The sequence below is a fragment of the Micromonospora sp. NPDC049559 genome, from assembly GCF_040676675.1.
Lineage (GTDB): Bacteria > Actinomycetota > Actinomycetes > Mycobacteriales > Micromonosporaceae > JBFAPK01.
The window spans coordinates 1-19,053 of record NZ_JBFAPK010000024.1 but is presented as its reverse complement, the minus strand read 5'-3'; the positions used below and the strand labels follow the sequence as shown (position 1 = coordinate 19,053).

The following is a 19,053-nucleotide window of genomic DNA, read 5'->3' as shown; positions in this document are numbered from 1 at the left end:
GGTCGCTCGGTCTCGGTCATCGCTCGGCAGCCCCAGGAGTCGGTTGACAACCGGAAGCCTAGTTCCGGTAACGTGTGTCCCGCCAAACGGAAGCGTAATTCCGCTTCCGTTAAGTTTCCGAAGCGAGGTACGAGTCCTCATGATCGTGATCACCACTCCCACCGGCCAGATCGGCAAGCAGGTCCTCGACCGGGTCCTCGACGGGGTTCGCGAGGGCGGAGAGCAGGTCCGCGTCGTCGCGCGCGACCCCGCCCGCCTCCCCGATCACGTACGCGAGCGCGTCGAGGTCGTACGGGGCTCGACCGACGACGTCGACACCGTCGACCGGGCGCTCTCGGGCGCCGACTCCGTCTTCTGGCTGGTACCGCCGACATCGCGGGCGGAGAGCCTCCAGGAGCACGTCCTGGCCTTCGCCCGGCCGCTCTGCAAGGCGATCAACAACCAGGGCGTACGGCGGGTGGTCGCCGTCTCCAGCCTCGGCCGGGGCGTGGCCCGCAACGCCGGCCAGATCTCGGCGATCTTCGCGATGGACGACCTGGTCGAGAGCACCGGGGTGGACTACCGCTCGCTCTGCCCGCCCGGATTCATGGAGAACATGCTCCGGCAGGTCGCGACGATCAAGAGCCAGGGGACCTTCTTCCAGCCGATGTCCGGCGACCGCAAGACCCCGACCTGCGCCACCCGGGACATCGCCGCCGTCGCGGCCGATCTGCTGCTGGACGACTCGTGGACCGGGCAGGAGAGCGTCCCGCTGCTCGGGCCCGAGGACCTGTCCCAGCACGACCTCGCCCAGATCATGTCGGAGGTGCTGGCGCGGCCCGTCCGCTTCCAGCAGGTCCCCGGCGAGGCGTACCGGGCCACGCTGACGCGGAACGGGATGTCCGACGCGTGGGCCCAGGGACTCGTGAACATGGCCGCCGCAGTCGACCGGGGCGCCTACGACGTCCCGGCGGGTACGCCCCGCGCCAACACCCCCACCAGCTTCCGGCAGTGGTGCGAGGAGGTGCTGAAGCCGGCCGTCCTCGCCTGACCCGCGGACCCCGCTCGCACCCCGAGATCTTGGCACGCACGGGCCCCCACAGGGGCCGTTCCGTGCCAAGGTCCACGCGATCCACCCCGGTCAGCCGGGGTGGATTCCGCTGCGGCGGGCCAGGTCGGCGACGGGTCCGGGGATGCGGCCCGGTATCCGGCGGGCGAGGTCGCGTAGTACGGCGTGCGCGGCGGGGCGGTGGCGGATCTCGGCAGGGGCCAGCCGTTCGGCCTCCAGCAGCAGTGGTACCGCCTCGCGTGCCCGCCCGAGTTGGCAGTAGGCGCGGGCGACGTCGAGCAGGTGTTGGGCGCGCCGCTCCGGCATCAGCCCTCGGAAGGCGTGGCCGTCGAGCCGGTCGTGGGCGTCGGCGGCCCGGCGGTGCTCGCCCAACTCCACGTCGGCGGCGATGCGGTGCAGGTTGAGGTTGGTGGCGTTGAAGCTGGTCCAGTAGTGGTTGGCGGCCGGGTGCAGGTCGCGCACGACCTGTTCGGCCTCGCCGATCAGGTCCCGTACGCCGGCATCATCGGCGAGGTGCGCGGCGGCCATCGCGGCCTGGAGCAGCAGCGATCCGTACACGGAGAGCTGCTGCTCGGTGGCGGTGCGCGCGGTGGCGGGGGCGAGCCGGTTGACGGCGACGAGCTGCGTTTCGAGGGCTGGGCGGGGTCGGCCGAGGGTGAGCAGGGCGTTGCCGGCGCGGCTGTCGGCGGTACCGGCGAGCAGCGGATCGCCGGCGCGGACCGCGACCGCGCGGGCCCGGTCGGCGGCGAACCAGGCCAGCTCGGGTTGCCCGGTCTTGCGCAGCGTCGAGGAGGCGATCTGATACGACTGGGCGAGCAGGTGCGCGGCCCGCGCCGCGTGGTCGTCGTCGTGCCGGTGGTGTGTGTCGGCGTGCTGCGCCCGGCGCAGCAGCTGCGGCAGGCTCCGGGTGAGTGTGTCGTAGCCGCCGTGCTGGAAGCTCAGCCACGCGTGGTCGACGGCGCCGCGCAACTCGCCCAGGTCGGCCGGCACGGCGTCCGCGTCGTCGGGATCTTCCGACCAGGTGTACCGGGCCAGCGCGGCCCGGATGTCCTCCACCTCCCCCTGGTCGGTGGCCTGGTCCGGCGCGGCCGGGGCGAGCAGCTGCTCGACCGGGATCTCCAGCACCCGGGCGATCTCGTGCAGCACCGAGACCCGGTCGAGGCGCCGCACACCCCGCTCGACCTTCTCCACCCAGCTCTTCGACCGGCCGACCCGGTCGCCGAGCATCTGTTGGGTCATGCCCCGCCGCACCCGCCAGTACGCCACCCGCCGCCCCACCGACGACCCGGCCCCCTCGCTGGCGCAGCTCTCCGACATCGCTTTCCCCCTCGGCTGGTCCGTGGATGGGTGCCGCCCCGAGACCCCTTCAACCCGGGGCGGCACCCGTACGGTTCCGCCCGTCTTTTCCGGTGCCGACAGATCCGAGCGGTTCCGCTGGTGACACTCTGCTGTGGACGGATTACTCTCGGGAAGGCGTTGCGGGCACCGGGGCTGACCTGGCCAAATCGCCTTTCCGCCGCTCCGCGATGAGTAATTGATCTACTTTTTGAGGAGAGCTGATGGCCGAGATTCCACACGCGCTCGCCGCCTTCATCGTTGGCGAGATCCGCCGGGGCCGGGCCGCCGCCGGGATGACGCAGGAGGCGTTCGGGCGCTCGGCGAACTTTTCGCCCTCGCACGTCAGCTCGGTTGAGAACGGCACGAGGGCGCTGACGATGGACTTCATCCGCGGCTCCGACCGCGCGTTGGGGACGGGTGGGGTCTATGAACGACTCGTCATCAACTTCGGCGCTCCGGCCTGGCTACGCGAGTGGATCGAGATCGAACGTGAGGCGATCGCCCTGCGCTGGTACGAGCAGTCGTTCGTTCCGGGACTGCTACAGACGGAGGACTACGCCCGCGCGACGCTCTCCGCGAGCCGGATGTTCACGGCCGACGAGGTCGAGCAACGCGTCGCCACCCGGATGCAGCGGCAGCAGATCCTGACCCGCGAGAAGCCTCCACAGTTCGTCGCGGTGCTCGACGAGGCGGTGCTGCGGCGTACGGTCGACGACCGACGCGACCTGATGGCCGCCCAGCTCGAACACCTTGTGACCTGCGCCGATATGCCGAACGTGCAAATCCATCTCGTCCCGGCCGCCGTCGGCCTCTATCCTGGCCTCGCCGGTTCGTTCATCCTCGCTGGTCTGGCAAGCGGAGCAACGTTCGGGCACTTAGACCATCAGCTCGGCGCGCAGATCGTGGAACGTGGCGAGGACGTTGCGAGGCTCGCGAGTGTCTGGGACGTTGTGATGAGCGAAGCCCTACCGCGTCGTCAGTCGCTCGACACACTGAAGGAAGTGGCAAAGACATGGACCTGACCGGCGCCAACTGGCGAAAGTCGTCCTACTCCTCCACCAACGGCGGTAGCTGCGTCGAGGTCGCCGACAACCTCCCCGGCCGCGTCCTCGTACGCGACACCAAGGACCGCGACGGCGGCACCCTCACCTTCACCCCCACCTCCTGGCAGGCGTTCATCAACCTGGCGAAGACCCGCTGACCCAGCACAGCGCCGCCCAGGCTCGTAAGGTCAGACACCTGCGCACAGATTTCAGCCGATCCGCGTCCACTGCCGATCCCACCTTGGCCGCCGCTTTCCGGCCGGACCACGGCCCGCTGCGGTGAGCCTGCTGGATGGTCGGCGACCGCTTGCCGCACGCCATGTGCGAGGTAGTGAGCCTCGGCGCTGCCATCATCGTCGCGCTCTGACAGGCGATGGTCGCGGCACCGAGAAGGAAGTGGATGTCGAGCGAACGCGAAGGTGAGAGCGCCGATCCACACGTACAGGCGCTTCGCGACCTGCTGGTGGCCGAGCACGAGGAGCGCATCGCGGAGATACAGCGGTGGGCCGATGAGGCCGGATCACGCGGCGATGTGACTCGTCAGCGCTGGCACCTGGCCCATGCGGCGCGGCTCCGCGCGATGGCGTACCCATGGGAGCAGGAACAGCCAGCGGCCTGAGCGGCCCGGGACCGCAACGGCGGCGCCCTCACCTTCACCCCCACCGGCTGGCGGGCGTTCATCAGCGAGATCCTGGCTGGCGTCGCCCTCATTTTCGGCTTGAGGGCGACGCGTAGCTGGCTTCAGACGACCAGAACCCGGCGCCCACGCGTGTGGCCGGCCTGGCTGTCGACGTGCGCCAAGGGGGCCTCGGCGAGCGGGTACGACTTCTCGACCGGGATGTGGAGCTTTCCTCGCGAGATGAGGTTGACGGCCTCGGCGAGCGCTTCCGGCACGCTCCCGGCCACGCCGGAGAACCGGACGCCGAACTTCGGCGCATCGAGATCGGCGATCGAGATCACCTTCCGCGCATCCCCGGTCAGTTCGACGAGTTCGCGGAGCACGCCCGAGCCGGCCAGGTCGAGAGCCGCGTCGACATGGCCGAGTTCCCGCACCCGTTCGACCCAGCCCTCGCCGTACGTCGTGGCGACGGCACCCAAGCTTCGCAGGTAGTCCTGGTTCGCGGCCCCAGCCGTGCCGATCACCCTGATGCCGCGGTCACGGGCGATCTGTAGCACCGCCGATCCGACTCCCCCGGACGCGCCGCTGACCAGCAGCGTCTGCCCGGGCTGCACACCGACCTCGCGGATGACGCGCAGCGCGGTCTCCACCACCGAGGGGTACCCGGCTGCCTCTTCGAACGTCAGCCCTTCGGGCATAAGGGCCCAGGCCGACAGCACGGCGAACTCGGCATACGTGCTCGAACCTTCGCCGAACACGCGGTCGCCGAGCTTGACCCCTTCGACGCCCTCACCGACCTCGTCCACCACGCCGGCGGCGTCCAGCCCGACTCCGGAGGGCAACTCGATCGGATGGGCCGCCAGGACCTGGCCTTCACGGATCCTCCAGTCGGCGGGGTTCACGCCCGCCGCCCGTACGGCGATGCGTATCTGGCCGGGGCCCGCGTGGGGCTCCTCGGCATCTATGAGTTGCAGGACGTCCGGACCGCCGAACTCGGCGAAGCTCACCTTCTTCATGCGGCGACCGTAGCACTAACGGGTAGCCTTTTGGAACTGTTACGGATTTGCACCTGGTAGTGTGAGAGCATGACGGTGCCGACCGGACGACGTGAGCGCAAGAAGGCCGCGACCCGCCAGAAGATCGCGGACGCCGCCCTGCGGCTCTTCCTGGAACGCGGGTACGACGCGGTGGGTATCCGTGACGTGGCTGCCGAGGCCGACGTGGCCGTCACCACGCTCTTCTCTCACTTCGCCTCGAAAGAGGCCCTGGTGTTCGAGCAGGACGAAGACTTCGAGCAACGCCTCACGCGGGCGGTCACCGACCGGGCGCCGCACGAGCCACTGATCCCCGCGCTGCGCCGCGAGATCCAGGCCCTGGTGCGCCACTGCACCCCGGACGGCGCCGCCCCGATCTGGCGCATGATCGACGCATCACCCGCCCTGCGGGAGTACGAAACGTCGATGAGACTGCGCCACGCGGAGTCGCTGGCAGCGGCCATCGCCGCCGATCCCGGCCTGTCACGGACCCCACCGGCCTGCCGGGCGATCGCGAGGTTCGTGATCGACGCCTTTTCGCTGGCCCGTGCTGCGGCCGATCCAAAGGCCACGGTGGACGAGATCTTCCGGATGATCGAGGCGGCCTGGGAGGTCACCTACCCCTCCGCAAACGCCACCGGCACGGCCGGATCGTAGTCAGGACTCGACCCGCCCGGCGCCGTTTCGCTCTACCCGCAACGGTTCGGTTGCCACGAGCCCTGGGACGGCGAGTACGACACCTGATACCCGCCAGCCTGGTCGTGCAATGGACACGCAGAGTCATTTCATGCCCGAAGACAGCAGGCTCTCAGCGCAGACGCAGCGGGGTCTCGGATTCGACCCGGGTCAGCTTCTCCGGGTTGCGGACGTAGTAGAGGCCGGTGACGCGGGCACCCTCGACGCGGAGGGCCATGATGCCGTCCAGCTCGCCGTTCAGGCGTACCAGGAGCGCCGGGTTGCCGTTGACCACGGTCGGCTCGCCGCTGACCGTGGCCTTGATCTTGCCCAGACCGCCCATGAACATGCGGATCACCTTCTCGGCGCCGACGACCGGCCGCAGCGCGGCCTGCTTGACGCCGCCGCCGTCGCTGACGAGAACGACGTCGGGGGCGAGCACGTCGAGCAGGGAGTGCCAGTCCCCGGTGTCGAGCGCGCGCTGCAACGACTCCACCGCCGCCCGGGTCTCGCGCGGGGTGACCACCTCTCGGGGGCGGCGGGCCTCGACGTGCTGGCGGGCGCGGTACGCGATCTGGCGGACCGCCGCCGGGCTCTTGTCGACGGCCGCGGCGATCTCGTCGTAGCCGAGATCGAACGCCTCGCGCAACACGAAGACGGCGCGCTCCGTCGGCGAGAGCGTTTCGAGGACGAACATCAGCGCCATCGACACGCTCTCGGCCAGTTCGACGTCCTCGGCCACGTCCGGCGTGGTGAGCAGCGGCTCGGGCAGCCAGGGGCCGACGTACGCCTCCTTGCGGCGCCGCATCGTGCGGAGCCGGTTCAGCGCCTGCCGGGTCGTGATCCGGACCAGGTACGCGCGCTGGTCGCGTACCCGGCCCTGGTCGACCTCCACCCACCGCAGCCAGGTCTCCTGGAGGACGTCCTCGGCGTCGGCCGCCGATCCGAGCATCTCGTACGCCACCGTGAAGAGCAGATTCCGGTAGGCGAGGAAGGTTTCGGTCGCCGCGTTGGTGGCCTGGTCGCTCATCTCCTCACCCTCCTCCCTCACCGCCCGGCCCCCAGCAGTTGCCGGCGCCGGCCGTCCTTGACCCACCAGGTACGCGTACCGGGCTTGCGCGCCTCGTACCCGAGCTGCCAGACGGTGCTCCGGCACACCAGTTCCTTGAGCTTGGCACCCGGTCGTCCGCCCAGGTAGAGCGGTACCGCGATGTCGTTCCGGCGGGAGAACTGGAAGACGCCGGCCCGGCGACCCAGGCTGACGCACTGGCCGGCGAACCCCACGTCCACCGGCGCGGGCCGCCGACCCGCCATCCGGCTGAGCACCGTCTCGGCCGCCTGCGGGCCCAGCTGGACCGCGGACTGGCAGCCCATCCGGTACGGCAGGTCCGACGGTGCCGCCGAGTCCCCGGCCGCGACGATGCGCGCGTCGTCCACGCTCGTCAACGTCTCGTCGGTGAGCAGGCGGCCCAGGGCGTCGGTGCGCAGACCACTGCGCGCGGCCAGGTCCGGCACGGCGAAACCGGTGGTCCAGATGGTCAGTTCGCTCGGCACGTCGCGGCCGTCGGTGAGCCGTACCGAGTCGCGGGCCACGGCCGTCACCCTCGTGCCGGGGCCTTCGAGCACGGTCACGCCGAGCCTGGCCAGCCGTTTGGCGACCGCGCGCCGCCCACGCGGGTGCAGGTACGGGCCGAGCGCCCCGCCGCAGACCAGGGTCACCGTACGCCCCGCCTCCGCCAGCTCGGCGGCGGTCTCGATCCCGGCCGGACCGGCGCCGACCACCGTCACCTCGGCCGTCGCGGGCGTCGCGTCGAGGGCCGGCCGTAGCCGCTCCGTCTCCTCCAGGCTGGCGATCGGGTACGCGAACTCGGCCGCACCGGGCACATCCGGATCGGCGCTGCCGCTGCCGACCGCGTACACCAGGTAGTCGTAGCCGACCGTGCCGCCGGCCGCCAACGTCACACGGCGCCCGGCCGGGTCGATGCGGGTGACGGTGTCGACCACGAGCCGGACGCCGCCGGCCAGGACCTTGCGGTAGTCGACGATCGCGGCATGGGATCCGCCCAGCAGCTGGTGCAGGCGGATCCGCTCGACGAAGGTCGCGCGCGGGTTGACCAGGGTCACGGTCACGTCGTCGCGCTGCGTCAGGCGGTTGGCCGCCATGACTCCCGCGTATCCGCCGCCGACCACGACCACCTCGGTGTTTTCGCTCATGGTGTCTCCATCGTCTCGGGGTTCCGGCCGCAGGACCTCGCGCCTCCCGCCGCCGGTACCGGGCTGGGGGCGGGTCAGGCGCTGAAGGATTCGGGGCCGAAACGGCCCCAGGCGATGAACGCCGCGAGAGCCAGGTAGACCAGGTTCAGGATCATGAACTTGGGTGAGCCGTGGCGGAGGTGGGTGATCATCGCGCCGACCATCAGCAGGACCCAGCAGACGGCCGTCACCGGTACCAGTACCGGCGCGATGCCGACCACGGCGGGCAGGATCAGCCCGACCGCCGCCAGGAGTTCGAGGACCCCAAGGGACTTGACGAAGCCGGCGCTGGCCTCCCCGGTCCACTCCCCGCCGGAGGTCGCGGCCAGCTTCGCCTTCGGTACGAAGGTCTTGCTGACGCCGCCGACCAGGGCGACCACGGCCAGCAGGCCGGCGGCGATCCAGAGCGCGAGGTTCATGAGGCTCTCCTTTGTTTCAAGGGGTCGGCCTCAAGACACCGCGTCGTCCGTTGTCATAACAGCGCGTGAGCCAGCTCACTTCACCGACGTGGGTACCGGCGGTGCGGTCCGCACGGCCGGCGGTCGTCCCGGGAGCGCGGGGCGGTACCGCCGGTGCCGGCACGGGATGGCCCCGCCTGGGAGGCCATGGCCATCCCGTGCCGGGGTTTCCCGGGGGCCTCAGAACCCGATGGCCTCGCGGAGCAGCAGGACCGTGCGGTTGCCGGATCGGAGTTCGCCGTTCAGGACGAGCACCCGGTTGATGGCACTGGGCGACCCGTAGACCTTCTGGGCGCGGGCGTCTTCCAGCGGGTAGACGTACTCCTCAAGGCGGCGCAGCGCGGTACCCAGGTCGGGTACCACCTTCTGCGCCCCGACGATCAAGATCGCCTGGGCGGCACCGCCGCTGTAGGCGGGCAGTTGGCTTCCGGTGGCCGAGGCGACCACGAGGGAACCGGTCTCGGTGACCGCGGCGACGCTGCCCACGACGACGTCGGGGCTGGCGAGCAGCCGCCGGATCTCGTCGGCCTCGGTGGCGCGGTCCATGGCCAGGACGCGCGGCTTGAGGGCACGGTACCGCCCGCCGGTGTTGATGTCCTCGTCGATGCCGGACAGGCGGAGGGTCTCGCTGGACGAGGTGAAGACGCTGGCGCCCTCGGGGATCAGATCTTTGATCCGGGTACGCGCGGCGGCGACGTCGTCGAGGATCTCGACGACGAAGTTGTTCGCCTCCAGCGCGGCGGCCACGCGCTGAAGGCGCTCCTCGGTGGCCGGGTCGGCGAACTGGGTTGCCGTGCTCGGGGTGGTCACGATGCCTCCTGGGCTGGTCGTGGTCTGCTGGGTCGTGGTCTGCTGGGTCATGGGTCGTTGGTGCTGCCGGACCGGCGTGGCCAGGCCGGCTACTCGGCCGGGTCGGCGGGCGTCTCCGGCGTCCGGGGCGCCGAGCCGGCCAGCGGGGTCGGATCGAGGTACCTGACCTCGTAGACCCGCTCGGTGAACCTCCAGCCGTCCGGGGTGCGCCGGTAGCGGTCGTGGTAGATGGCGAAGTTGAGCCCCTGGTGGCCGTCGAGGGTCCGCACGATCTCCTGCATGTAGGCGCGGCCGGTCGCGGTGTCGCCGTCGATCTGGATCGTGCCCGGGTGCGTGTTCTGCACGAAGAAGTCCCACTGGGCCTGCAACCGCTCGCCCCCGGCGCGGATCTCCTCCAGCCCGATCAGCTCGACCGGGATGTTCGGCATCCGCAGCACGCCGTCCGGCGTGAACAGCGACGCGAGACGGGCCCGGTCGCGCATCATCGCCGCGTCGGTGAACTCGCCGCGCAGCGCCTCGATCTCGACGCGATCCGCGATGGCCTGAAAGTTACTCATCGGTCTCCCTCTTCGCTGGATGCTGTGTTCGTCCAGCGGTACCGACAAGACAGCGCCCCGGGATGTGAGGCGAGGCGCGCACCTCACAGTTCGGGGCGCTGTCTTGTCGGTACCGACGAGGGCAGCCAGGGGGAGGAAGTCGCCGACGATGAGCAGCCAGTCCGAGCCAGGAGCCGACCGGCCCGATCCGGGCCTGAGCGCGATCATGAGCGAGCGCCGCCAGTTGATCAATCTGGCGTACCGGCTCCTCGGCTCCCTGGCCGACGCCGAGGACGTCGTCCAGGAGACCTACGCCCGCTGGTACGCCATGCCCCGGCGGCAGCGGGAGAGCATCGAGTCCCCCGGCGCCTGGCTGACGACCGTCGCCAGCCGGGTCTGCCTCAACGTGCTCGGCTCGGCCCGGGCCCGGCGGGAGCGGTACGTGGGCGAGTGGATCCCCGAGCCGCTGCCCGACCGTGGCGAGTGGATCGGCGGGCGGCCGGGCGGCGCCGCGCCCGACCCGGCCGACCGGGTCACCCTCGACGAGTCGGTCAACATGGCCTTCCTCGTCGTGCTCGAATCGATGACCCCGGCCGAGCGCGTCGCGTTCGTCCTGCACGACGTCTTCCGCTACCCCTTCGCGGAGGTCGCCGAGATCGTGGGCCGTACCCCGGCGGCCTGCCGCCAGTTGGCCTCCTCGGCCCGTCGGCGCATCCGCGCGGCGCAACCCCCGGCGCCCCCGACGTCCCGGCAGGCCGGCATCGTCAGGAGCTTCAAGACCGCCTGGGAGGCCCGGGACATCGACGCCCTCATCGGCCTGCTCGACCCCGACGCCACGGCGACCGCCGACGGCGGCGGCCTCGCCGCCACCTTCCTCCACCCGATCGAGGGCGGCGAACTGATCGCCCGCACCTACGTCCAGATCGCCGAGGTGGCGCCCGACGTCACGATCCTGGAGCGTACGGTCAACGGCCAGCCCGGCCTGGTGGCCCAGCGCGACGGGGTCACCGTCTCGGTGATGGCGTTCCAGTTCGCCGGCGACCGGATCGCGCACATCTGGTCGGTACGCAACCCAGAGAAGCTCCGCCCCTGGACGGTGGAGTGACACGTTATATTCGCACCTCTTGATCTCTCTTTGGAGGAGATGTGCGAATACTCGGAAGATCCCTCGCGTTGCTGGTCGCCACGCTCCTGGTCGTACCGGTGGGCAGTTCGGCGTCCGGCGGGACGGCCCGGGCCGGGGGCGGAGGCCCGGCCACGGTCGCCGTCGAGCCGGCGGCGGACGCCTCGACCGCGGCGGCGGCCACCGTCGGGCTGCGCGTGATCAGCCACAACATCTGCGGCGGCGCCTCCTGCGGGCATCGGGGTCAGGCGGCGCCGCTGACCAGCGTCACCGACCTCATCGACGACTTCCGCCCGCACCTCGTCCTGCTACAGGAGGTGTGCTGGTCCCAGTTCGAGGCGCTCCAGGCGCACAGCTTCAGTTCGGGGCCCTACCAGATGGGCTTCACCACGATGATCGACAACTACACCGGTTGCGGGGCCTCCGACTGCCGGGTCAACGAGGACACCGACCCGGCCAACGACAACCGGCTGTGCTGGACCGGGCAGGTGGTGGCCGCCCGGGGCACCCTCGCCAACCGGGACGAGATCCCGTTGGGCGGGGAGCGGCACCAGGTCAACGCATCGGGCGAGCCGGTCAACCCGCCCCGGGAGTTCAACGCGCTCTGTTACGACGTGGCGCTGGCGGAGTTCACCCGTACCGTCAAGGGCTGCACCGTGCACCTGCGCGCCTGGAACGACCCGGCCGGCGAGAACGCGCGGGCGCGGGCCGCGCAGACCGCCACGCTCGCGTCCGACCTGGACGGCGACATCGCGGCCGGAAAGATCGTGGTGGTCGGCGGGGACTTCAACTCGACCCCGACCGACTTCTCGATGAACGCGTTCTACCGGCTGAACACCAACGTCGAGCACGGCTGGGGCCGCTACTACGAGGCGGACCAGGACGACCAGAACCACTACAACAGCGCCTACTGCTCGGCCTCGGCGACCGCCTGCCGGAGCGGGCAGAACACGCACAACACGGCCAAGAAGCTCGACTACATCTTCTTCTCGGAGACGACCGACCCGAGTTCGCTGAGCGCGCTGCCGATCGACGAGCCCATGTCCGACCACTTCTTCTACCGGGGACTGGCGAACGTGCGGGCCTCGTAACGGCCGCGCCGGCAACAGGTACCGAACAGGGCCCCTGACCAGCGGAGACGCTGGTCAGGGGCCCTGTCGCCGATCGGGGGCCAGCCATCCGGTCGCCGCGGTCGGCCGGCGCGGGTCGGCGGGCCACCGAGCTGTCCAAATCAGGACGCGGGTCGCGTCGGTTCGACGGGGGCCGTCGAAGGGGACACCTCGACAGCCCCGGAAGAGCGAGTCACCCACTCACGCGACAGGTCCACCGCGACAGCGTCGGGCCGGCGCGTAGCCGAGGAGAAACGATGAAGATCGAGGGAAGCACCGCTTTTGTGACCGGGGCGAACCGGGGGTTGGGCAGGCGCTTCGCGGAGCAGCTGGTAGCCCGGGGGGCCACGGTCTACGGCGGTGTCCGGGACGTGGCGTCGTTGGACGTACCAGGGGTCATCCCGGTGACGATCGACGTCACGGACATCGCGTCGGTGACCGCGGCGGCCGAGGCGGCGTCGGGCGTGTCGCTGTTGATCAACAACGCGGGTTCGTACACGGGCGCTTCGGTCTCCGACGGTTCGCTGGCGGAGATTCGCCTGGAGATGGAGACCCACTATTTCGGTACGCTGGCGGTGAGCCGCGCGTTCGCCCCGCAGCTGGCCGAGAACGGCGGTGGCGCGATTCTCAACGTGCTGTCCGTGCTCTCGTGGGTGACCTATCCGGGATACAGCGGCTACGCGGCGGCGAAGTCGGCGCAGTGGTCGCTGACCAACGCCCTGCGGCTCGAACTGGCGGCGCAGGGTACGCAGGTCACGGCCCTGCACGTCGGATACCTGGACACCGACATGGTCGCGTCCGTCGACGCCCCCAAGAGCGATCCCGCCGTGATCGCCGCGCTCTCACTCGACGCCCTCGAAGAGGGCTCCGTCGAGATCCTCGCCGACGAGAACGCACGCGAGGTCCAGGCGCAACTCGCCGGCGGAGTCGCCCGGCTCTACTCGACCGCCGGCTGAGCGGTCGGCCGGCGCCCCCGCCCTCCGCCTCGGCGAGCCTCTCGGCCGTACGTGACAGCCACGCGACAGCCACGGGACAACGACGCGACAGCCGACGTGTCGATCGAGGCCGGCGAGTCGTCTACCGTTCGCCCGTGGCGATCAGCGTGGACGAGGAACCGGAAGCCGACAAAACAGGCAGCTCGGGCGGGGGCGGCGCCTCCTCGCTGGCCCGCGCCCGCGAGGTGCTGGCGCTGCGGGCGTTCCGCCGGCTCTGGATCGTCACCGGCCTGTGCAGTACCGGCGACTGGCTCGCGCTGTCCGCCCTCGCCGCGCTCGCCAGCACCCTCGCCACCAACTCCGCCGGCGTGAACTTCGCGTTCAGCGGGGTCCTCTTCGCCAACCTGCTGCCCGGTCTGCTCTTCGCCCCGATCGCGGGGCTCGTCGCGGACCGGTTCGACCGACGCGTCGTGATGGCCCTCGCCGACCTGGCCCGCTGCGGCCTGCTGCTCTCCATCGCGGTGGTGAACAGCTACTGGTGGATCCTGGCCGGCGGCTTCCTCGTCCAGGTGGCCACGACCATGTGGATCCCGTCGAAGGACGCCGCCCTGCCCGGCCTGCTCCGCCGCCCGGACCAGGTCGCGTCGGCCACCCAGGTCGGCCTGGTCATGACGTACGGCATCACCGTCGCCACGGCGGGTGGCCTGTTCACCCTCATCACCGGCGCCGGTACCGTCTTCGGCCTGCCCCCGCACGTACTCGGCATGAACGGTCTGACCCGACTCGCGGTCGTCATCGCCGCCCTGCTCTACCTGGCCAGCGCCGCCGCGATCACCACCGGCCTGCCCGAGTTGTCCGGCCGCGACGCCCGCCCCTCGCCCTCGGGCCGGGCGGAACCCGACGCCCGACCCGCCGGCGGCGGTCCCGGGATCGCCGAGATGCTCCGCGACGGCGCCAGCTACCTGCGGGGCACCCCGCTGGTGCGGGGGCTGCTGCTCGGCATGATGGGCGCGCTCGCCGCCGGTGGCGCCGTCGTCGGCTCGGCCCAGCCGTACGCCCTGAGCCTGCTCGGCGGTCAGGCCGCGTTCGGGCTGCTGCTCCTCGCCGCGTTCCTGGGGCTGGTGGTCGGCATCCTCGCCGCACCCAGGCTGGCTCAGCGGGTGACGCACGACCGGCTGTTCGGCCTGGCGGTCGTCGCCGCCGGGGGGATGCTCGTCCTGGTGGCGCTCTCCCCGCACCTGGCCGTGTCGCTGGCCGCCGTGGTGGTCGTGGGCGCCGGCGCCGGTACCGCGTTCCTCACCGGCGTCACGATCATCGGATCCCGGGTCGAGGACGCCATGCGCGGCCGGGTCAACGCGCTCTACCAGTCGATGCTGAAGGTCGTCCTGGGCTGTTCGGTGGCCCTCACGCCGCTGCTGGTGACGCTGATCGGGCGTCGCCACGTGACCCTTTGGGGGCACGAGTTCCTGCTCGACGGCACCCGACCGGTGATCCTCGGCGCCGGCCTGCTCGCCGCCCTGGCCGGCGCCGCCGCCTACCGCCAGATGCGCGACGCCGCGCACCGTGACACCAGGCACGACGCCGAACGTGGCGACGGTGAGGGCCGGTCAGTCCCGCCGGCGCCCGGGGAGGAATTCGCTGGCGGAGCCGGTCGTCGGTGACGACGATCGCCGGATGCACGTCTTCCTGGAGACCGATCGGCTCGTGCTGCGCCCCTTCACCGAGGCCGACGCCGATCACCTGGTCGCGCTGGACGGCGACCCGGAGGTCATGCGCTACCTCAACGGCGGCAGGCCGACGAGCCGCCGAGACGTCGAGGAACGGGTCCTGCCTCGGCTGATGCGCGACCACCCCTGCTCCGGTACGCGCGGCTACTGGGCCGCCGAGGACAAGGCGACCGGCGCCTTCCTCGGCTGGTTCGAACTGCGGCCCCTGGACGAGCGGGACGGCTCCGTGGTCGAACTCGGCTACCGGCTGAACCGGGCGGCGTGGGGACGCGGCTACGCCACCGAGGGAGCACGCGCGCTGATCCGCAAGGCGTTCACCGACCTCGGCGTGGAGCGGGTCACCGCGAACACCATGTTCGTCAACACCCGCTCCCGGCGCGTGATGGAGAAGGCGGGGCTGTCGTTCCTGCGACGCTTCCACGGCGACTGGCCGGAGTCGATCGAGGGCTCCGCGCACGGCGAGGTCGAGTACCAGCTCACCCGGGCCGAGTGGGAGCGGCGGGACGCGTCGGCCGGCTGAACCGGCCGTGGGCCGCGACCGGCGTACGGTCACGGCCCACGGCGTGCGGAGAGTTCCGCTATCCGGCCAGGTAGGCGCGGATGATGGTCTGCTCGATCCCGCTGCCGCCGTCGGCGGTGGCCTTGACGCGCAGCGAGACGGCCTGCCCCGCCGCGGGCCTCGGCAGCTGGGCCGCGAAGGTGTCCGCACCGGCGGGGCCCGTCGCCACCGGCTGCCAGGTGGCACCGTCGTCGACGGACGTCCAGAGCTCGAACGAGGTGATCTTCTGCGCGGTGACCCCGTACGCCTGCCGCACCGCGAAGGTGGCGGCACCGCCGGTCGGCTTGTTCGCCACGTCCAGCGGCAGCGCGTAGTCGACCGAGAGCAGCGGCACGGCGACCCGGTTGGTGCCGGCCGGGCCGGCCGAGCGGAACGTCCAGGCGGTGTCCACCCGGGTGGAGACCGGCTGGAGCGCGCTGGCGTCCAGGTGGTATTCGAGCCGGTAGTTCCCCGCCTGCCTCGGGACGCTGAAGTCCGCGGGGCCACGGTCCGCCTCGCCCACCAACTGCCCGTCGCGGCGCAGGGTCAGCTTCCGTACGGTCTTCGTCTCCCACTCGGGATCCCCGGGGTGGCAGCTGAACCGCTGGTGCTGGTCGGCCTGCTCGACCAGCTCGACGTGCAGGTTGCCCCGGGTACGGGAGACCGGGTTGGGCACGCAGTCGCTGGTCGACGGCGCCGGGTCGTCGTACCAGTCGGGACGCAGCGGCTGCCGCACCCAGACCTTGTTCGTCCGGCTGCCCGGTGCGTACCGGCGCAGCGCCTCCTGGGTGACCACGCCGTCGTAGAACGCCTCGTCCAGCCATTGGAAGCCGGGCGTGACGTAGTCGACGCGGTCACCGGCGGCGCCGTCGGTCCAGGCCTCCAGCACGTTCAGGTAGTCGGCGGTCCAGCCGTACCGCTTGTGCGTGGTGACGGACCCCTTCCGGTCCAGCACCCGGAAGCTCTGGTCGATCCGGGCCAGGTCGGCCTGCTCGGCCGCGCTCCACCGGTACGTCAGGTCCGCCGGAAAGCCGTTCGGCAGGGTCTTGACCAGGTCGTACAGGTACGGGCTGGGCCCGGTGCCGGGCGCGTGCAGACTGAAGCTGACGTACGCCTCGAACCGGCCGACCCCCGGCTTGCGCATCGGCATGACGTAGACCCCGCCGTCGCGGGCGTCGGTGCCCCAGGCGAAGGCGAACTCGTTGCTGACCAGCTCCCCGGTGCGGGCGTACTGGCCGTAGGTGGCGCCGAGCTGAGCGGCCTCGGTGGCCACCCCGTCGACGCCCCCGCGCAGCTGGCTGGCGGTGGCCGCGTCGACCAGCAGGTCGGTGTCCCGGTCGACGGTCAGGTCCGGGGTGCCCACGAGCCCCATCCGGACGCCGCCGGTCGCCGGGTTGTCCTCCCACTGGTAGCCGATCAGGCTGTACCGACCGGCCGGCACCCGCACGCTCGTGGTCGAGCCGGGAGTCAGGTCCAGGTACTCCTGGAACAGCGTCGGGTCGTCGAGGTTGACCACCTGGATCGCGCCCCACTGGTCGACCCCGTCGGCGGCGTCCGGCAGCGCCGTGACCGTCAGGTTCAGCTCGTGGCCGGGCGGCTCGACGTAGAAGGCGACCGGGGTGCTGGCGACGAACACGCCGCCCGCCCGGGCGGTCACCACCGCCGCGTAGAGGCCCGGCCGGGCGGCCAGCCTCGACCGGTCGACGCGCAGCGTCGCGGTGCCCGTCGCGCCGGCCGCGAGGGTGACCCGGCCGGCCGAGAGGGTGGCGGTCCCGGTCGGCACGCTGCGGCCGTCGTGGCCGGTGACGCTGACGGTCAGCTCCAGGCTCACCGCCGCGGTGCCCGTGTTGGTCCAGGACAGCGGCGTGGTGGCCGTGCCGGACTGCGGGTACGCGAACGTGCCCAGGTCGACCAGGTCCTGCCCGGCGACCGCGCCGGAGAGCGCCCGCGCCGCGTCGAGCCGGCCGGCGCCGACCGCGTACGCGTCCGCGCCGGGCAGCGGGTCGGCCGCGCCCACCAGGGCGGACTTCAGCCGCCCGGGCGACCAGTCGGGATGCCGCTGGACCAGCAGCGCGGCCGCGCCCGCGGCGTGCGGGGTGGCCATCGACGTGCCGGAGGCGGCCGTGTACCGCTCGTCCAGCGGGTCGCCCATGGTCGTGCCGGCGGCGCGGGCGGCCAGGATGTCCACCCCGGGCGCCACCAGCTCGGGCTTCGCCGCCCGGCTGTTCGTCAGCGGCCCTCGGCTGGAGAAGGGCGCCGGCGCGTCGGTTCCGTCGACCGCGCCGACCGTCAGCGCCGAGGCGGCCGCGGCCGGCGCCCCGACCCATCCGGGGGTCGGCTCGTTGCCGGCGGCGACCACGAAGAGCGTGCCGTACCGCTCGGTCAGCGCATCCAGCGCCTGCGACAGCGGGTCGCTGCCGTCGCTGAGGTCCGAGCCGCCGAGGCTCATGTTCACCACGTCGGCCCGGGGCGCCGCCCACTCCATGCCGGCGATGACCATCGAGTCGGTGCCGAACCCGTCGTCGTCGAGCACCTTGCCGACCAGCAGGTCCGCCTCGGGCGCGACGCCACGCCGCTCGCCGCCCGAGGCGGCACCGGTGCCGGCGATGGTCGCCGCCACGTGCGTACCGTGCCCGAGGTGGTCGACGGCGTCACCGCCCTCGACGCTGAAGTCGGCCCGCTCCACCACCTGGCCGGCCAGGTCCGGGTGGGCGAAGTCGGCGCCCGTGTCGAGCACCGCGACCCGCACGCCCCGCCCGTTGGCCCCGGCGGCCCACGCCTGCGGCGCCTTGATCTGCCCCAGGTTGCGGTCCAGGTCCGGTACGGGCGCCTGCCGGTGCGGCACGGTGGCCGGCCGCGCGGCTGCGACGAGCGGTGCCCCGGTGGCCGGCCGCGCGGCGTCGAGGGCCGACGCGGTGCCGGTGGCCGGCCGCGCGGCGTCGAGGGCCGACGCGGTGCCGGTGGCCCGGACCCGCCGGTCCAGCCACACCTTCGGGCCCACGCCGGCCGCCCGCACGCCGGCCGTGACGCGCTCCTGCCCGGTCAGGGTGCGTAGGAACTCAAAGCCCTCACCCTTCGGCTGCCGGCCCGACACCGCACCGAGCACCGGCAGCTCGCGCCGCTGGCCCAGCCCGGCCGCGAGCGGGTTCGCGGCGAGCGTCCCCGCCGCCCGGCCGGCGCCGGGGGCACCGCCGGCCGGCCGCACGATCAGCGGCAGCTCGGACGTACGCGCGTCGTCGTAACCGTTCAGGATCAGCGCGGTCACGTCGAACAGCGACTCGTCCAGCACCGGGCCGACCAGCTTCGCCACCTCACCGGGCACCACGTGCGCGTGCCCGTCCGGGCCGCAGCTGCGGTGCTGGATCCCGTTCGGCCTCGCCGGCTTCACCGTCACCAGCGGACATCCCGAGGTACGGGTCGACACCGTCACCACGTCACCGGTCAACAGCGTCACCGTGTACGTCCGACCGGCCGGCAGTACCGTCGCCGGGCCCGACGACGGCGTGCCGCCCCGCGGCGGCCCGGCCACGCTCGGGCCGGCGCCGCCGACCCCGGTCGCCACCAGTCCGATGGCGGTCCCGAGCAGCATCGCTCTCCGATGCCTGCTTCCCGTCACGAATCCTCCCCAGATTTCCACCACTGTGGACGGTCGACGTACGCCGACCCCACCTCTAACGGGGTCGTCGGCACGTCCGGTTGCACCGCCCCGATCGCCAAAAACGTCGATCATGGAGTTGTGGGGGGGGGGGCGGCGGCCAAGCACACCAGTTGGCCCGGCACAACACCCACAAAGAGATGGGGAGAGGG

At 71.8% G+C, this 19,053-nt stretch carries 18 protein-coding genes; 10 read left to right on the top strand and 8 right to left on the bottom strand.

Going from position 1 to position 19,053, the window contains the following annotated elements; genetic code table 11:
• Positions 1 to 139 precede the first annotated feature (139 nt).
• Entirely contained in the window at positions 140 to 1,030 is an 891-nt protein-coding gene (locus AB0J86_RS23890; protein ID WP_363859821.1) for an NAD(P)H-binding protein, read from the top strand.
• Positions 1,031 to 1,120: 90 nt separating this feature from the next.
• Here AB0J86_RS23890 and AB0J86_RS23885 read toward each other — a convergent pair whose 3' ends face one another.
• A complete protein-coding gene (locus AB0J86_RS23885; protein WP_363859820.1) occupies positions 1,121 to 2,365 on the bottom strand; it encodes a helix-turn-helix transcriptional regulator in 1,245 nt (414 codons plus the stop codon).
• A gap of 242 nt (positions 2,366 to 2,607) precedes the next feature.
• Between AB0J86_RS23885 and AB0J86_RS23880 the strand changes: the two genes are divergently transcribed.
• The 3 genes from AB0J86_RS23880 to AB0J86_RS23870 all read left to right on the top strand — a co-directional run bounded on the left by AB0J86_RS23880 (position 2,608) and on the right by AB0J86_RS23870 (position 4,048).
• Positions 2,608 to 3,408, top strand: a complete 801-nt coding sequence (locus AB0J86_RS23880; RefSeq protein ID WP_363859819.1) for a helix-turn-helix transcriptional regulator — start codon at positions 2,608 to 2,610, stop codon at positions 3,406 to 3,408.
• Positions 3,399 to 3,587, top strand: a complete 189-nt coding sequence (locus tag AB0J86_RS23875) for a DUF397 domain-containing protein (protein ID WP_363859818.1) — start codon at positions 3,399 to 3,401, stop codon at positions 3,585 to 3,587. The genes AB0J86_RS23880 and AB0J86_RS23875 overlap by 10 nt, the downstream gene beginning before the upstream one ends.
• Before the next feature lie 242 nt (positions 3,588 to 3,829).
• Positions 3,830 to 4,048 (top strand): hypothetical protein, encoded by a 219-nt coding sequence (locus AB0J86_RS23870; protein WP_363859817.1) that lies wholly within the window; start codon positions 3,830 to 3,832, stop codon positions 4,046 to 4,048.
• Positions 4,049 to 4,170: 122 nt separating this feature from the next.
• Here AB0J86_RS23870 and AB0J86_RS23865 read toward each other — a convergent pair whose 3' ends face one another.
• Complete coding sequence (locus tag AB0J86_RS23865) at positions 4,171 to 5,064, bottom strand: NADP-dependent oxidoreductase (protein ID WP_363859816.1); 894 nt, start codon at positions 5,062 to 5,064, stop codon at positions 4,171 to 4,173.
• A 69-nt stretch (positions 5,065 to 5,133) separates the two neighbouring features.
• On the opposite strand from AB0J86_RS23865, the gene AB0J86_RS23860 reads away from it, so the two are divergent.
• The gene (locus AB0J86_RS23860) at positions 5,134 to 5,739 is read left to right on the top strand and encodes a helix-turn-helix domain-containing protein (RefSeq protein ID WP_363859815.1); all 606 of its coding nucleotides are present in this window, start codon (positions 5,134 to 5,136) and stop codon (positions 5,737 to 5,739) included.
• Between the two features lie 151 nt (positions 5,740 to 5,890).
• On the opposite strand, the gene AB0J86_RS23855 is transcribed toward AB0J86_RS23860, so the two are convergent.
• The 5 genes from AB0J86_RS23855 to AB0J86_RS23835 form a co-directional block, all read right to left on the bottom strand.
• Positions 5,891 to 6,787, bottom strand: a complete 897-nt coding sequence (locus tag AB0J86_RS23855) for an RNA polymerase sigma-70 factor (RefSeq protein ID WP_363859814.1) — start codon at positions 6,785 to 6,787, stop codon at positions 5,891 to 5,893.
• A gap of 17 nt (positions 6,788 to 6,804) precedes the next feature.
• Entirely contained in the window at positions 6,805 to 7,971 is a 1,167-nt protein-coding gene (locus AB0J86_RS23850; protein ID WP_363859813.1) for an FAD-dependent oxidoreductase, read from the bottom strand.
• A gap of 74 nt (positions 7,972 to 8,045) precedes the next feature.
• Positions 8,046 to 8,429: a DoxX family protein gene (locus AB0J86_RS23845; RefSeq protein WP_363859812.1), complete on the bottom strand. Its 384-nt coding sequence runs from the start codon at positions 8,427 to 8,429 to the stop codon at positions 8,046 to 8,048.
• A 219-nt stretch (positions 8,430 to 8,648) separates the two neighbouring features.
• Positions 8,649 to 9,329, bottom strand: coding sequence for an LUD domain-containing protein (locus tag AB0J86_RS23840; protein ID WP_363859811.1), 681 nt, complete (start codon positions 9,327 to 9,329; stop codon positions 8,649 to 8,651).
• Between the two features lie 38 nt (positions 9,330 to 9,367).
• The gene (locus AB0J86_RS23835) at positions 9,368 to 9,835 is read right to left on the bottom strand and encodes a nuclear transport factor 2 family protein (RefSeq protein WP_363859810.1); all 468 of its coding nucleotides are present in this window, start codon (positions 9,833 to 9,835) and stop codon (positions 9,368 to 9,370) included.
• 148 nt (positions 9,836 to 9,983) lie between these two features.
• On the opposite strand from AB0J86_RS23835, the gene sigJ reads away from it, so the two are divergent.
• The 5 genes from sigJ to AB0J86_RS23810 all read left to right on the top strand — a co-directional run bounded on the left by sigJ (position 9,984) and on the right by AB0J86_RS23810 (position 15,228).
• Positions 9,984 to 10,919, top strand: a complete 936-nt coding sequence (gene sigJ, locus AB0J86_RS23830; protein ID WP_363859809.1) for an RNA polymerase sigma factor SigJ — start codon at positions 9,984 to 9,986, stop codon at positions 10,917 to 10,919.
• Positions 10,920 to 10,960: 41 nt separating this feature from the next.
• A complete protein-coding gene (locus tag AB0J86_RS23825; RefSeq protein WP_363859808.1) occupies positions 10,961 to 12,028 on the top strand; it encodes an endonuclease/exonuclease/phosphatase family protein in 1,068 nt (355 codons plus the stop codon).
• Between the two features lie 275 nt (positions 12,029 to 12,303).
• A complete protein-coding gene (locus AB0J86_RS23820; RefSeq protein ID WP_363859807.1) occupies positions 12,304 to 13,002 on the top strand; it encodes an SDR family oxidoreductase in 699 nt (232 codons plus the stop codon).
• Positions 13,003 to 13,136: 134 nt separating this feature from the next.
• The gene (locus AB0J86_RS23815) at positions 13,137 to 14,642 is read left to right on the top strand and encodes an MFS transporter (RefSeq protein WP_363859806.1); all 1,506 of its coding nucleotides are present in this window, start codon (positions 13,137 to 13,139) and stop codon (positions 14,640 to 14,642) included.
• Between the two features lie 13 nt (positions 14,643 to 14,655).
• Positions 14,656 to 15,228: a GNAT family N-acetyltransferase gene (locus tag AB0J86_RS23810; protein ID WP_363859805.1), complete on the top strand. Its 573-nt coding sequence runs from the start codon at positions 14,656 to 14,658 to the stop codon at positions 15,226 to 15,228.
• Between the two features lie 58 nt (positions 15,229 to 15,286).
• Here AB0J86_RS23810 and AB0J86_RS23805 read toward each other — a convergent pair whose 3' ends face one another.
• Positions 15,287 to 18,835 carry a S8 family serine peptidase gene (locus AB0J86_RS23805; RefSeq protein ID WP_363859804.1) on the bottom strand — a complete coding sequence of 1,183 codons (3,549 nt, stop codon included), beginning with the start codon at positions 18,833 to 18,835 and terminating at the stop codon, positions 15,287 to 15,289.
• Between the last annotated feature and the right edge of the window lie 218 nt (positions 18,836 to 19,053).

Excerpts from the sequence above, each read along its gene's own strand:
- sigJ (WP_363859809.1), top strand. The coding sequence starts at position 9,984 with ATGAGCAGCCAGTCCGAGCCAGGAGCCGACCGGCCCGATCCGGGCCTG.
- AB0J86_RS23840 (WP_363859811.1), bottom strand. The coding sequence starts at position 9,329 with ATGACCCAGCAGACCACGACCCAGCAGACCACGACCAGCCCAGGAGGC.
- AB0J86_RS23870 (WP_363859817.1), top strand. The coding sequence starts at position 3,830 with ATGTCGAGCGAACGCGAAGGTGAGAGCGCCGATCCACACGTACAGGCG.
- AB0J86_RS23885 (WP_363859820.1), bottom strand. The coding sequence starts at position 2,365 with ATGTCGGAGAGCTGCGCCAGCGAGGGGGCCGGGTCGTCGGTGGGGCGG.
- AB0J86_RS23805 (WP_363859804.1), bottom strand. The coding sequence starts at position 18,835 with ATGCTGCTCGGGACCGCCATCGGACTGGTGGCGACCGGGGTCGGCGGC.
- AB0J86_RS23890 (WP_363859821.1), top strand. The coding sequence starts at position 140 with ATGATCGTGATCACCACTCCCACCGGCCAGATCGGCAAGCAGGTCCTC.
- AB0J86_RS23810 (WP_363859805.1), top strand. The coding sequence starts at position 14,656 with ATGCACGTCTTCCTGGAGACCGATCGGCTCGTGCTGCGCCCCTTCACC.
- AB0J86_RS23835 (WP_363859810.1), bottom strand. The coding sequence starts at position 9,835 with ATGAGTAACTTTCAGGCCATCGCGGATCGCGTCGAGATCGAGGCGCTG.
- AB0J86_RS23855 (WP_363859814.1), bottom strand. The coding sequence starts at position 6,787 with ATGAGCGACCAGGCCACCAACGCGGCGACCGAAACCTTCCTCGCCTAC.
- AB0J86_RS23875 (WP_363859818.1), top strand. The coding sequence starts at position 3,399 with ATGGACCTGACCGGCGCCAACTGGCGAAAGTCGTCCTACTCCTCCACC.
- AB0J86_RS23865 (WP_363859816.1), bottom strand. The coding sequence starts at position 5,064 with ATGAAGAAGGTGAGCTTCGCCGAGTTCGGCGGTCCGGACGTCCTGCAA.
- AB0J86_RS23820 (WP_363859807.1), top strand. The coding sequence starts at position 12,304 with ATGAAGATCGAGGGAAGCACCGCTTTTGTGACCGGGGCGAACCGGGGG.
- AB0J86_RS23850 (WP_363859813.1), bottom strand. The coding sequence starts at position 7,971 with ATGAGCGAAAACACCGAGGTGGTCGTGGTCGGCGGCGGATACGCGGGA.
- AB0J86_RS23880 (WP_363859819.1), top strand. The coding sequence starts at position 2,608 with ATGGCCGAGATTCCACACGCGCTCGCCGCCTTCATCGTTGGCGAGATC.
- AB0J86_RS23845 (WP_363859812.1), bottom strand. The coding sequence starts at position 8,429 with ATGAACCTCGCGCTCTGGATCGCCGCCGGCCTGCTGGCCGTGGTCGCC.
- AB0J86_RS23860 (WP_363859815.1), top strand. The coding sequence starts at position 5,134 with ATGACGGTGCCGACCGGACGACGTGAGCGCAAGAAGGCCGCGACCCGC.